Source organism: Nocardioides ochotonae (genome assembly GCF_011420305.2).
GTDB classification, from domain to species: domain Bacteria; phylum Actinomycetota; class Actinomycetes; order Propionibacteriales; family Nocardioidaceae; genus Nocardioides; species Nocardioides ochotonae.
The window spans coordinates 3,488,036-3,501,325 of record NZ_CP061769.1 but is presented as its reverse complement, the minus strand read 5'-3'; the positions used below and the strand labels follow the sequence as shown (position 1 = coordinate 3,501,325).

At 72.4% G+C, this 13,290-nt stretch carries 10 protein-coding genes; 2 read left to right on the top strand and 8 right to left on the bottom strand.

What is annotated here, in order from left to right; genetic code table 11:
- Positions 1-10 precede the first annotated feature (10 nt).
- From HBO46_RS16885 to HBO46_RS16865, 5 genes are all read right to left on the bottom strand, one after another.
- A complete protein-coding gene (locus HBO46_RS16885) occupies positions 11-2,113 on the bottom strand; it encodes an MMPL family transporter (protein ID WP_166133753.1) in 2,103 nt (700 codons plus the stop codon).
- Positions 2,114-2,239: 126 nt separating this feature from the next.
- The gene (locus tag HBO46_RS16880; RefSeq protein WP_166133751.1) at positions 2,240-2,527 is read right to left on the bottom strand and encodes a DUF1905 domain-containing protein; all 288 of its coding nucleotides are present in this window, start codon (positions 2,525-2,527) and stop codon (positions 2,240-2,242) included.
- Between the two features lie 34 nt (positions 2,528-2,561).
- Entirely contained in the window at positions 2,562-3,344 is a 783-nt protein-coding gene (locus HBO46_RS16875) for an ABC transporter ATP-binding protein (protein ID WP_166133749.1), read from the bottom strand.
- Positions 3,341-4,420 carry a taurine ABC transporter substrate-binding protein gene (locus tag HBO46_RS16870; RefSeq protein WP_166133747.1) on the bottom strand — a complete coding sequence of 360 codons (1,080 nt, stop codon included), beginning with the start codon at positions 4,418-4,420 and terminating at the stop codon, positions 3,341-3,343. Before HBO46_RS16870 ends, HBO46_RS16875 begins: the two co-directional genes overlap by 4 nt.
- A gap of 124 nt (positions 4,421-4,544) precedes the next feature.
- Positions 4,545-5,396 (bottom strand): ABC transporter permease, encoded by an 852-nt coding sequence (locus HBO46_RS16865; RefSeq protein ID WP_224769193.1) that lies wholly within the window; start codon positions 5,394-5,396, stop codon positions 4,545-4,547.
- A gap of 162 nt (positions 5,397-5,558) precedes the next feature.
- Here HBO46_RS16865 and HBO46_RS16860 point away from each other — a divergent pair, with 162 nt between their 5' ends.
- Complete coding sequence (locus tag HBO46_RS16860; protein ID WP_166133745.1) at positions 5,559-7,100, top strand: acyl-CoA synthetase; 1,542 nt, start codon at positions 5,559-5,561, stop codon at positions 7,098-7,100.
- A gap of 42 nt (positions 7,101-7,142) precedes the next feature.
- Here the strand turns inward: HBO46_RS16860 and HBO46_RS16855 are convergent, their stop codons facing one another.
- Together HBO46_RS16855 and HBO46_RS16850 are read right to left on the bottom strand one after the other, a co-directional pair.
- A complete protein-coding gene (locus HBO46_RS16855) occupies positions 7,143-9,032 on the bottom strand; it encodes an AMP-dependent synthetase/ligase (protein ID WP_166133743.1) in 1,890 nt (629 codons plus the stop codon).
- Positions 9,033-9,132: 100 nt separating this feature from the next.
- On the bottom strand, positions 9,133-10,281 hold the full coding sequence (locus HBO46_RS16850; RefSeq protein WP_166133741.1) for an acyl-CoA dehydrogenase family protein: 1,149 nt from the start codon (positions 10,279-10,281) through the stop codon (positions 9,133-9,135).
- A 144-nt stretch (positions 10,282-10,425) separates the two neighbouring features.
- Here HBO46_RS16850 and HBO46_RS16845 point away from each other — a divergent pair, with 144 nt between their 5' ends.
- On the top strand, positions 10,426-11,145 hold the full coding sequence (locus HBO46_RS16845; protein WP_166133739.1) for a MerR family transcriptional regulator: 720 nt from the start codon (positions 10,426-10,428) through the stop codon (positions 11,143-11,145).
- Here the strand turns inward: HBO46_RS16845 and HBO46_RS16840 are convergent.
- Positions 11,117-13,243: an acyltransferase family protein gene (locus HBO46_RS16840; RefSeq protein ID WP_166133737.1), complete on the bottom strand. Its 2,127-nt coding sequence runs from the start codon at positions 13,241-13,243 to the stop codon at positions 11,117-11,119. The genes HBO46_RS16845 and HBO46_RS16840 overlap by 29 nt on opposite strands.
- Positions 13,244-13,290 lie beyond the last annotated feature (47 nt).

The window sequence follows — 13,290 nt, the reverse complement described above, 5'->3', positions numbered from 1 at the left end:
CCGAGTCAGGCTAACCGCGCAGGGCGGCCTCCGGCGCGGGGGCCCGGTCCTCGGGAGGTCCGGTGCGGTCGAGGCGGCTGGGCCACCACATCCGCGAGCCGATGTCGAGGGTGAGGGCGGTGACCAGCACCGAGCGGACCACCAGGGTGTCGAGCAGGACCCCGAGCGCGACGGTGACGCCGAGCTCGGCGAGGAACACCACCGGGATCGTGCCGAGCATCAGGAACGTCGCGGCCAGCACCACGCCGGCCGACGTGATCACGCCGCCGGTCGAGGCCAGGGCGACCAGCGCGCCCTGGCGCGTGCCGCGCACCGCGGTCTCCTCGCGCACGCGCGTCATCAAGAAGATGTTGTAGTCGATGCCGAGGGCGACGAGGAAGACGAACGCGAACAGCGGGAACCCTGGGTCGGAGCCGGCGAAGCCGAAGACGTACTCGAACAGCAGCGCCGAGATGCCGAGTGCCGCACCGAAGGACAGCACCACCGTCGCGATCAGCACCAGCGGCGCGACCAGGGCGCGCAGCAGCGCCATCAGGATCAGCAGCACCACCACCAGGATCAGCGGGATGATCACCAGGTTGTCGCGGTTGGCGGCGGTCTTGGTGTCGAGGTAGACGGCGGAGGTGCCGCCGACCAGCGAGTCCGTGCCGGGTACGGCGTGCACCGCGTCGCGGGCCGCCTCGACGACGTCGAAGGCCTCGGTGGAGGAGACGTCCGCGCCGTCCAGGACCGCCTCCACGAACGCGGTGTCGCCCTGCACCACGGGGCGCTCGGCCGGCACCAGGCCGTCCACGCCCGCGAGGGCGTCCACCACGGCCGGCACCGAGTCGGTGTCGGTGACCACCTGCACGGTGTTGGACTGGTCCACGAGCCCGTGGTCGGTCAGCACCTCCTGGCCGTCGATCGACTCCAGTTCGACGGTGTAGGAGTCCTCGGTGGCCAGTCCCTGGGTGTCCAGGCGCAGCCAGCCGAGGCAGGCGACGGCCAGGATCGCGGCGGTGACGACCCACACCGCGCGCGGCCGCGGGCGGATCGCCTCGCCGACCCGCGCCCAGAACCCGCTGCTGGTCGGCTCGGGGGAGCCGAACGCCGGCCGCTTGGGCCAGAACACCCAGCGCCCGCAGATCACCAGCAGGGCCGGCAGGAAGGTCACCATCACCAGGAAGGTGACGGCGATGCCGACCGCCGCGACCGGGCCGAGGCCCCTGGTGGAGTTGAGGTCGGCGGCGAGCAGGCAGAGCATGCCCGCGCACACCGTCGCGGCGCTGGCGAGGATCGCGGGGGCGGCGCGGTGCAGCGCCACGGCCATCGCCTCGTGACGGTCGTCGTGGCGGCGCAGCTCCTCGCGGTAGCGCGCGGTGAGCAGCAGCGCGTAGTCGGTGCCGGCCCCGATCACCAGGATTCCCAGGATCGCCTGGGACTGGCCGTTGACGGTGAGGTCGGCGTACTTCGCCAGGAGGTAGACCACCCCGCCGGAGGTGAAGTAGGCGACCACCGCCGCGAGGATCGGCAGCAGCCAGAGCACCGGGCTGCGGTAGGTGAGCAGCAGGATCACCACCACCACGCCGAGGGTCAGCAGGATCAGCGTGGTGTCGATGCCCTCGAAGGCCTCGGCGGCGTCCGCCGCCTGCCCGCCGGGCCCGGCGATGTAGACCGTGGTGGCGTCGGTGGCGGCGATCTCGCGCAGGTCCTCCGCGGCGTCGGGCATCCGGTTCCAGCCCTCGGAGCCGAAGTCGAAGGTGACGATCGTCTGGGCGGCCTCGCCGTCAGCGGAGACGAACGGGCCGAGGACCTCCCCGGAGACGCCGTCCACGTCGGCGTACTCGGCCAGGTCCTCGCGGAGCGTGGCCAGCTGCTCGCGGTCGAAGGTGCCGCCGTCGGCGCGGTGCACGACGATCGTCGGGATGGCGTCGGGATCACGGAACGGCTCGAGGCGCTCGATCGCCCGCGTCGACTCCGCGGACTCCGGCAGCCACGACGACGCCTCGTTGTTCTGCACGTCGGTGAGCTGACCGGCGAGCCCGGCCATCGGGATCACCACGAGCAGCCAGATGACGGCCACCACCCACTTGGTGATCCTGCCGGTCAGTCGTCCTGCGATCTGTCGGTGCATGTGTGGCTCCCGGGCGTCTCCCGATCGGTCCCCCGGCTGTTCCGGGCTCCAGGGTGACGACCGGCCTCCGCCGCGGTTCTCACCTGTCCGGGCGGCGGTGGTCTAGACCAGCAGGCCGGGCCGCGCTCAGACGTGGACGGTCATGATGAGGTCGACCGGGTCGCCGAGGCTCAGGGACTCGGCGTGGCGCACGCGGTCCTTGACCGGGACCACGTAGCCGCCGGCGCGTGGCCACAGGGCGGTGGCCCACTCCGTGCCGCCCACGCGCAGCGTCGCCGGGACCATGCCCCAGCCGTAGGACACGAGCGGGGCCACCTCGTCGAGGGCCGCGCACTCCTCGGGCGGCACCACGACGAAGTGGTACGGCGCGGGACCGCGCCACTCGACCAGCTCGCCGCGGAATCTCAGCTCCATCGGCGCAGCCTAGGGTGGCGGGTGCGCCGTGTCCTCAGCCCGCGGGGGCGTGGATCGCGTGGCGCACCCGCTCGCAGAGCTCGACGTACTCGGGGAACGCGCGGATCTCGGCGGCCGGCAGTCGGGCCCCGCCCTGGCGGAGGACCGCCGGGACGTCGAGGACGATCCGGCCGGGCCGGGGGCTCATCACCAGCACCCGTGAGCCCAGGAACACCGCCTCGTCGACGCTGTGGGTGATGAACAGGATGGTCTTGCCGGTGGCCCGCCAGATCTCCAGCAGCTCCTCCTGGAGGCGCTCGCGGGTGAGGGCGTCGAGGGCGCCGAACGGCTCGTCCATGAGCACGATGTCGGGGTCGTTGGCCAGCACCCGCGCGATCTGGCAGCGCTGCTGCATGCCACCGGAGAGCTCGTAGGGGCGGTGGTCGTGGAAGTCCTCCAGGCCCACGAGGCGCAGGTGCTCCTCGGCGGTACGGCGCCGCTCGGCGCGCCCGAGGCCGCGCAGCCGCGGGCCGAGCTCGACGTTGCGGCGCACGGAGAGCCACGGGAAGAGCGTCGGCTGCTGGAAGACGACGCCGCGCTCCTCGCTCGGTCCCTCGACCGGGCGGCCCCCGAGGCGCACCAGGCCCTCGCTGGGGGTCATGAACCCCGCGAGCAGCCGCAGCAGGGTGGTCTTGCCGCAGCCCGAGGGGCCGGCGAGCGTGACGAACTCACCGGGCTCGATCCTCAGGTCGGTGCGGTCCAGGGCGGGCACGGCCACGCCACCGACGTCGAAGTGGTGGCGGACGCCCTCGAAGGCGATGGCGCGGCCGTGGCTCACTGCCCGGCCCTCGAGGCGGGTCCGGCGTCGACGTGCTCGTCGTACTGCGACTGCGGGCCGACGGCGTCGATCTCGCCCTGCTCGAAGAGGAACTCCGCGGTGGTGCGCAGGTCGCGCGCGAGCTTGCCGCCGAGGTAGTCGGCGGACGCCTGCTCCTCGGCACGCAGGAACCCGAGGCCGGCGAACTGCGCCTCCGCGGCCTCCGGGTCGATGCCGAGCGCGACCGCGACGGAGTCCGCCGCGCTCGTCGGGTCGTCCCGGATCAGGCCCACGGCGTGGTCCTGGACCCGCGCCCACATGGTCAGGAAGTCCTCGTTGTCGGCCGCCCAGGCGCGGTCGACGGTGCCGACGTCGAACGTCGGCCGGCCGGCCTCGGCGGTGTCGGCGCTCGAGATCAGCCGGGTGCCGCCGTCCTCGAGCAGCTGGCTCTGCACCGGGTCCCAGACCCAGGCGGCGTCGACCTGGTCGCCCTGCCAGGCGGCCGGCATCTTCTCCGGGTCGAGGTTGATGACCTTGACGTCCTTGGCCGGGTCGAGGCCGGCGTCGGTGAGTGCCTGCAGCAGCGAGTAGTGCGCGGTGCTGCTGAACGGCGTCGCGATCGTGGCGCCCTCGAGGTCGGCGACGTCGGTGACCGCAGGGTCCTTGACGATCAGCGACTCGGCGTCCCCGATGACGTCGTGGACCCAGATGACCTCGAGGTCGACGTCGCGCATGGTCGGCGCGGACGAGGCGCGGGTCGCGGGGGCGGAGCCCATCAGGCCCAGGTCGATGTCGCCGGCGCCGTAGTAGGTGATGACGTCGCCGCCGGAGGCTGCTTGCACCCAGGAGATGTCGGCGTTCGGCAGGCAGGCCTCGAGCAGGCCGAGATCCTTGACGACGACGTCGCCGTTCGGGATGGCCTGCCAGGCGATCCGGGCGCTCGACGTCACCGACTCGTCGGGCTCGACGGGGCACTCGGTGTCGGGGGCCGTGCCGGCGTCCGCGCTGGTCCCGGAGTCGCCGCCGCACGCGGCGAGGGAGAGCGACAGCGCGACCGCGCCGAGCGCCGCGGCGCTCCTGGTCAGTGGGGTCTTCACGGGTGGGGCTCCTTTGGTCGGGATGGGGGCCGGCCCGAGCCGGGGTCGGGGAGGGGCGGTGGAGGGCGGGGCAGAGGGGCAGTGCAGAAGGGCCGCGCGGAGGGCGCGGCGCGGTCGAGTCGGCCTAGGCCTTGCCGCGCCAGGGGACCAGCAGTCGCTCGAGGGCCTTGAGGCCGAGGTCGAGGGCGATGGCGGCCAGGCCGATCACGACGATGCAGGCGATGACCAGCTCGGAGTTGAGCTTCTCGCCCGAGAGGTAGGCCAGGCCGCCGATGCCGGGGATGCCGTTGGCGATCTCCGCCGCGACGACGGTGGTCCACGCGAAGCCGACCGCCACCCGGACACCGGTCATCAGCTCGGGGAGGGTGGCGGGCAGGGCGACCGCGGTGAGCACCTGGCGGCGGGAGGCGCCCAGGGACCGCGCGGCGTTGAGCATGTCCTCGCGCACGCCCCGCACCCCGCTGATCGTGGCCATGGTGATCGGCGGGAAGGCGGCGAGGAACAGCAGCCAGATCTTGGAGGTGTCGCCGATGCCGAACCAGACGATGAGCAGGCCGATGTAGGCCAGCGGCGGCAGCGAGCGCAGGAAGTTGAGGTAGGGCTCGAGGATGACGCCGACCCAGGTGGTGGCCATCAGCAGGCCGAGAGGGACGCCGACGACGATGGCGGCGCCCACCCCGACGCCGATGCGGCGCAGGCTGGCGAGCAGGTGCTCCCACAGGTAGTAGTTCTGCTCGCCGCGCACCATCCGGTCCGACCCCTCGCGGACCGGGTGATCGGTGTTGGCCTGCACGAAGGCGTCCCACACCGCGCCCGGCGCGGGCAGGAAGAGCGGGCGGACCAGCTCGAGCCGGGTGATGAGCCACCAGAGCGCGACCAGGACGGCCAGCGAGGTGAGGTGCATCGCCCCGCGACGTACGCGGGTCGCGGTGCGCCGGGGACGCGAGGCGCCCGCTGCGCTCGGTGCCGAGGACACCGGTGATGAGGGTGCGAGCGTCGCCATGGACACATCAAAGCACATAAAATTACGCGACTTACAACCGGTGAGAGGTGGAGCCTTGCGGTCCAGACCACACCGGGGAGAGGTCGCCGGCGGGGACCTCTGGTGGTCGGGTGGCGGCGCTGGCAGGGTGGCGCCATGTATCCCGGGACCTGGGCAGCCACGCATCCGGACCGCGTCGCGCTCGTCATGTCCGGCTCCGGCCGGAGCCTCACCTACGCCGAGCTCGACGAGCGCAGCCTGCGCCTGGCCCAGCACCTGCGGGCGGCCGGGCTGCGCCGCGGTGACGTGGTCGCGCTGGTGAGCGACAACTGCCCGGAGGCCTACGAGGTCTACTGGGCCGCGCTGCGCTCGGGGCTCTACGTCACGGCCGTCAACCACCACCTGATGCCCGAGGAGGCGTCGTACATCGTGCGCGACTGCGGCGCGCGGGCGCTGGTGGTCTCCGGGGCGCGCGCCGAGCTGGTGGAGCGCCTCGACGTCGAGGTCCCCGAGCGGCTGGCGTACGGCGCGGAGGTGGCCGGCTACGACGACTACGAGGCGGCGCTGGCCGCGGCGTCCGCCGATCCGCTCGCCGAGCAGCCACACGGCGACGACTTCCTCTACTCCTCCGGGACGACCGGGCGGCCCAAGGGCGTGAAGGTCGACCTGCCCGACATCGACGTCGACGAGCCCGGCTACCGCTACGTCTCGATCTTCGGCGGCCTCTACGGCTTCGACGAGGACACCGTCTACCTCTCCCCGGCGCCGGTCTACCACGCGGCGCCGCTGCGCTTCGGCGGCGTCGTGCACGCCCTCGGCGGCACCCTGGTGATGATGGAGCGCTTCGACCCCGAGTCGGTGCTGCGGGCGATCGAGGAGCACCGGGTCACCCACACCCAGATGGTGCCGACGATGTTCGTGCGTCTGCTCAAGCTGCCCACCGAGGCGCGCGCGGCTGCCGACGTCAGCTCGCTGCGCTGCGTCATCCACGCCGCGGCGCCGTGCCCGGTCGAGGTGAAGCGGCGGATGATCGAGTGGCTCGGACCGATCGTTCACGAGTACTACGCCTCCACCGAGGCCAACGGCGCGACGTTCATCGACTCCGAGCGCTGGCTGGCGCACCCCGGGTCCGTGGGCACCGTTCTCCTCGGCGTACTGCACATCTGCGGGGAGGACGGCCGGGAGCTGCCGCCGGGCGAGGTCGGCACCGTCTACTTCGAGCGCAGCGAGCTCGGTGGGCGGACGCCGTTCAGCTACCACGGTGACCCGGCCAAGACCGCCGGCACCCAGCACCCGCAGCACCCGGAGTGGACCACCGTCGGCGACCTCGGGTTCGTCGATGAGGAGGGCTACCTCTACCTCACCGACCGTGCGGCGTTCACGATCATCTCCGGCGGGGTGAACATCTATCCCCAGGAGATCGAGGACCTCTTCAGCCTGCACCCGGCGGTCGCCGACATCGCCGTGGTCGGCCTGCCCGACGACGAGATGGGGGAGCGGGTCGTGGCGTTCGTGCAGCCCGCACCCGAGGTCGCCCCCAGCCCGGCGCTCGCCGCCCAGCTGCGCGCCTACGCCCGCGCCCGCCTCGCGCACTACAAGGTGCCGACCGAGGTCGTCTTCCGCCGCCTCCTCCCGCGCACCCCCACCGGCAAGATGGTCAAGCGCCAGCTCCGCGCGGAGTACGCCGAGTCCCCCTGACTGTTGATTGCTGACCCCGGCCCTGGGCCGCTCGCGGGAGGGTCAGGTGGCGTAGAGGGAGTCGAGGACGTCGGCGTACTTCGTGTGGACGACGCGGCGCTTGAGCTTCAGGGTGGGGGTGAGCTCCTCGGACTCCGGGGACCACTCCACGGGCAGCAGCTCGAAGGCCTTGACCTGCTCGGGGCGCGAGAGGCGGGCGTTCGCGGCGTCGACGGCCTGCTGGACCAGCGCGAGGATCGCGGGGTGCTGGGCGAGCTCGGCGAGATCGGTGGTGCCGAGGGCGAGCCGCTCGGCGACCACCGGGGCGATCTCCGCGTCCAGGGTCAGCACCGCGACCACGTAGGGCCGGCCCTCGCCGAAGACCAGGGCGTGGCCGATGACGGGGGACTCCTTGAGCAGGTTCTCGATGTTGGAGGGCGAGATGTTCTTGCCCGCCGAGGTGATGATCATTTCCTTCTTGCGGTCCACCACCGTCAGGAAGCCGTCCTCGTCGAGCGCGCCGATGTCCCCGGTGTGCACCCAGCCGTCGGCGTCCACCAGGGCGCGGGTGGCGTCCTCCTGGCGGAGGTAGCCGGGCGTGGTCACCGGGCCGCGGGCCAGGATCTCGCCGTCCTCGGCGATCTTGATCTCGATCCCGGCCAGGGCGCGGCCGACGGTGCCCATCCGGAACGACCCGGGCCCGCACGCGGTGATCGCCGCGGTGGTCTCGGTCATCCCGTAGATGTCGTAGATCGCCATCCCCAGGCCGCCGAAGAACTGCGCGACCTCCAGCGGCATCGGTGCCGCGGCCGAGGCGGCCCACTCGCAGCGGTCCAGCCCGAGCAGTGCGCGCAGCAGGCTGAGCACCTGGGCATCGGCGGCCTCGAAGCGGGCCTGGAGCTCGGGGGACGTGGTCTGTCCGACCTGGGTGGACTCCACCCACTCCAGCCCGACCGCCATCGCCTGCTCGATCGCCGTGCGTCGCTCCTCGTCCGGCTCGGCCGCGAGCCTGGCGGAGACGCCGGTGCGGATCTTCTCCCAGACCCGTGGCACGCCGAAGAAGCGGGTGGGGCGGACCTCCCCGAGCGTGCCGAGCAGCAGCGCGGGGTCGGCGATCAGGTGCACGTGGGCGCCGTTGATCTGCGGGACGTACATGCCCAGGATCCGCTCCGCGATGTGGGCGAAGGGCAGGTAGGAGATGAAGATGTTCTCGCCCTCGGGGCGCGAGGTGCGCAGTGAGCACTCGGCCTCGAAGAGCACGTTGTGGTGGGTCAGCACCACGCCCTTGGGGTTCCCGGTCGTGCCGGAGGTGTAGAGGATGGTCAGCGTCTGGTCCGGCGTGATCGCCTCGAGGCGGGCGCGCAGCTCGTCCTCGTGCTCGGCACGGTACGCCGCGCCGTCCGCCAGGAACCGCGACCACCCGACGTACCGCTCGCCCTCGGGCAGGGCGGCCTCGTCGAGCACCACGACCCGCCGCACCGAGCCGCTGGCGTCCAGCGCGGGTCGCCAGCGGTCGAGCTGATCGGCCCCCTCGAGCACCACGACCGCCGGCTCGGAGTGGCCGGCGATGAAGGAGACCTGGTCGGGGGCGAGGGTCAGGTAGACCGACATCGGCACCGCCCCGGCGTGCACGGCGCCCAGGTCGGCGACGACGTGCTCGATGCGGTTGCTGGACATGATCGCGACCGTGGCGCCGGGCTCCACGCCGAGCGCGAGCAGGCCGGCGGCGGCGTCCAGGGCCTGCTCGCGGACCTCCCGCCACGACAGCGTGCGCCACCCGGGTGCGTGCGGCGCGCCGGGCGCGAGGATCCCGACCTTGTCGGAGTACGCCGGGGCGTCGCCCAGCTCCTCGACCGTGCGGGCCAGCGCGTCGACCAGTGTCTGGCCGGCGATCTGCTCCTCGATCTCCCGGCGGGCCTCGAGCACGGCGGTGGGGGTGGTGGGCTCACTCATCGGGGGCTCCTCGGCAGATCCGGCTGCAGCGTCTCGGCCCTGCGGATGCTCCTGCCGATCCCGCTCGCGCGCAACCCCCCCCACCCCACCGCGGGGCGCCTCAGATCCCGAGGGTGCGCCCGATGATCTCCTTCTGGATCTCGGTCGTGCCGCCGTAGATCGTCTGGATCCGGCTGTCCACGTAGGCCTTCGCGATCGGGTACTCGTTCATGTAGCCGTAGCCGCCGTGCAGCTGGACGCCCTGGTCGGCGAGCTTCTTCTGCAGCTCGGTGGTCCACCACTTCGCCATCGAGGCCAGTGCGGTGTCGACCTTGCCCTCGTTGAGCTTGAGCACGCAGTCGTTGACGAACAGCCGCGCGATGTGGACCTCGGTGGCCATCTCGGCGAGCAGGAACCGGTTGTGCTGGAACTTGCCGATCGGCTTGCCGAACGCCTCGCGCTCCTTGGCGTAGTCCAGGCTCAGGCGCAGGATGTGCTCGCAGGCGGCGACCGCGATCGCGGCGATCGAGATCCGCTCCTGGGGCAGGTTCACCATCAGGTTGATGAAGCCCGCGCCCTCCTCGCCGAGCAGGTTCTCCTTGGGCACCACGACGTTGTCGAAGAACAGCTCGGCGGTGTCCTGGGCCTTGAGGCCGATCTTGTCGAGGTTGCGACCGCGCTCGAAGCCGGCCATCCCGCGCTCGACGACGAGCAGGCTGATGCCCTGGTGCCCGGCCTCGGGGTTGGTGCGTGCCACCACGATCACCAGGTCGGACAGGATGCCGTTGCTGATGAAGGTCTTGGAGCCGTTGAGGACGTAGTGGTCGCCCTTGTCGACGGCGGTCGTGCGGATGCCCTGGAGGTCGGAGCCCGCGCCCGGCTCGGTCATCGCGATCGAGGAGATCAGCTCGCCGCTGACCAGGCCGGGCAGCCAGCGCTGCTTCTGCTCCGGCGTCCCGAGCTGGCTGATGTAGGGGACGATGATGTCGGTGTGGACCGGGAAGCCCAGCCCGCTGGCGCCCACGCGGCCGATCTCGTCGGAGACGACCATGTTGTAGCGGAAGTCCTTGATCCCCGGGCCGCCGTACTCCTCCTCGACGTCGAAGCAGAGCAGCCCGGCCTCGCCGGCCTTGCGCCAGACCTCGCGGGAGACCTGGCCCTCGCGCTCCCACTCGTCGTGGAACGGGACGACCTCCTTCTCCAGGAACGCGCGCATGGTGGCACGGAAGTCCTCGTGCTCCTGCTCGAGGATCGACGGGGTCTCAGGCATGGGGTTCCTTCCGAAGTGGCGTCCGCGGCGTGGTGCGGCCGTCGTGGGTCGCGTCGTGCACGTGACCGAGGTCTCGCACAGCACAACTGTGACAGCATCGCTGTCACGATTCAAGGTGCGGGGCGGGCCGATACCGTTGACGGCATGGGCGAGGACGCGGACGGCGAGCAGCTGCTCACGATCGACGAGCTCGCGGCGGTGACTAGGACCACCGTGCGCACGACGCGCTACTACGCCAGCCTCGGGCTGGTGCCGCCGCCGGTACGCCGGGGTCGGGTCGCCTACTACGGCGCCGAGCACCGCGCCCGGCTGGACATGGTGCGCGCGCTGCAGGAGCACGGCTTCACCCTCCAGGCCATCGAGCGCTTCCTCGCCGGGCTCCCGGCGGACGCCACGGTCGAGGAGCTCGCGCTCCAGCGCGCGATGCTCACCTCCTGGACCGGCCAGCCGGCGGTCGAGCTCACCCGCGAGGAGCTCGAGGAGCGCGCCGGGCGCAGCCTGGACGAGCACGACCTCACGATGCTGGAGAAGGTCGGCAGCATCGAGCGCGGCGCCACCGGGTACGTCGCGCTGCCCAGCCTCCGCGTGGGCGTGGAGCTGCTCGACCTGGACGTCCCCGAGGACGCCGTCGAGGCCGCGGGGGAGGCGATCCGCCGGCACATGACCGCGCTGGCCGACGAGCTCACCGAGGTGCTGCGCGAGGGGGTGCTGGCGCCATACCGCCGCGCGGCGCACTCGCCGGAGGACGCCGCGCGCCTCGAGCGCACGATGTCCCGGCTGCGTCAGCTGACCCTGGAGGCGGTGGTGGCGGGGTTCCAGCGCGCCGCGAACGCCGTCATCGCCCGTTCGCTGAAGCAGGGCTGAGCTCGAGGGCGTCGGCCAGCGCGTCGGCCAGCTGGGCGGCGTACACGGTGGTGACGTGCTCGGGGTCGCGCATCACGACGTGGGAGCCGACGACCGCGGGGCAGCCCTCGTCGGTGCAGAACCAGCGGTGCGTGTCGATGAAGTCGATGTCGCGTGCGCGGGCGGTCCGGCGGCTGTCCAGGGCGACCAGCCGGGGGTGCTCGAGGGGTTCGCCGAGGCAGTCGCCCAGGTGCGCGCCGGTGCGGCCGAGGCAGTCCACGGGACTGTCGGTGCGCTTGGGGGTGTCGCCGAGCAGCACCGTGCGTCCGGCGTGCGGGGAGACCTCGTCCAGCAGGTCGGCGAAGCCGGTGCGGGTCGCCTCGCGCAGGGTGTCCTCGTCGCGGACCAGCTCGCCGTCGATGATCGCGCGCGCCGGCGGCGTACCGGTGACGATCAGCAGGTCGGGCGCGAGCTCGGCGACCTGCTCGGTGGCCCACTCGTTGAAGCGGGTGCAGTCGGTCACCTCCTCGCCGTCGAGGGTGCCGTGCGCGACCCGGACCGGGCTGCACCCCGGGCGCACCAGGTAGTACGCGCGGTAGCCGGCGTCCTGTGCGATCGGGTCGAGGGCCGGGATCCAGTGGCGTCCGTGGGAGTTGCCGAGCAGCACCAGGGTGCGCTCGGCGTCGGCGTCGCCGCGCACGCACAGCGTCCACGGCTCCTCGCGGTAGTCGCACTCGCCGACGTCGGCGCGGTCCTTGCGCAGCTCGAGCACGGGCGGCTCCAGCGAGCCGGGCACGGGTGCCTCGTCCAGCGCCGCCGCGACCGAGGCCTGCACCAGCGCGACCGCGGAGTCGTCGGAGAGCTCCTCGCCCGACGGTGCGGTGCTGTACGTCGAGACGCTGATCGCGGGGGCGTCGTCGTCGAAGGAGCGGTCCAGGACCGACACCGAGGCCAGGCAGCCGACCAGCACGACGGCGACGGAGGCGGGGTAGAGGGTGAGCGCCCGGGAGAGCGGGGTCGGTGACAGCGTCCGGAAGGGCGTCTCGATCCAGCGGTAGCTGGCCCAGGTGAGCACCGCGATGAACGCGACCGCGACCAGCGTCTCGCGTCCGGTCAGGTCGCGGCCGAGGTGCTGGCTGGCGATCGCCAGCACCGGCCAGTGCCACAGGTACAGCGAGTACGACGCGTCGCCGACGGCCCGCAGCGGGCGCATCCCGAGCAGCCGCTGCGCCAGCGGCGGGGTGCCGCGGTGCTCGGCACCCGCGACCATGACCGCGCCCGTGCCCAGCACCGGCAGCAGCGCGGCCCAGCCGGGGAACGGGGTCTCCTCGGTGATCAGGAAGCAGGCGGCGACGATCGCGGCGAGCCCGGCGCCGGCCAGCGCGTTGCGCGCCCAGGCGGGCAGGCCGCCGGCGAAGAACGGGGCGGCCATGGCCAGCAGCGCCCCGACGCCGAACTCCCAGGCCCGGGTGAAGGTCGAGAAGTACGCCGTGTCCGGGCTCGCGCTCGAGGCGTGCAGCGACCAGGCGAAGCTGGCCAGCGTCATGACGCCCAGCAGCGCCGCGATCGCCGGCAGCGGCGAGCGCTCGGCGGCGCGCACGCCGGACCTGACGCCGGCCCGTCGGCGCCGCACCCACATCAGGCACAGCACCAGCACGAGCGGCAGCACCAGGTAGAACTGCTCCTCGACCGCCAGCGACCAGTAGTGCTGGAGCGGCGAGGGCGGGACGTCCTGGGCGAAGTAGTCGGTGTCCTCCATGGCGAAGCGGACGTTCGCGCCGAAGAACGCCGCCCACAGCCCGTCGTACGCCGCGTCGCGGGCGTCCACGACGTTGAGGAAGTGCCAGGACGCCGCGACGGTCACCAGGGTCACGAAGGTCGCCGCCGGCAGGATCCGGCGGGCCCGGCGCGCGTAGAACCCGACCAGCGAGATCGTGGCGTCGCGCCGGATCTCGCGCAGCAGCAGGAAGGTGATCAAGAACCCCGAGACCACGAAGAACACGTCGAGGGTGACGAAGCCGCCCGGGTAGGGGCTGTAGCCCGCGTGGTAGAGCAGGATCGCCAGCACGGCGAGGGCTCGCATCCCCTGGATGTCGTCGCGGAAACCACTGCGGCGCACGGAGGGTCCTCCCGGATCGGCTCTGGGTGCGGCAGTCACCCTGCCAC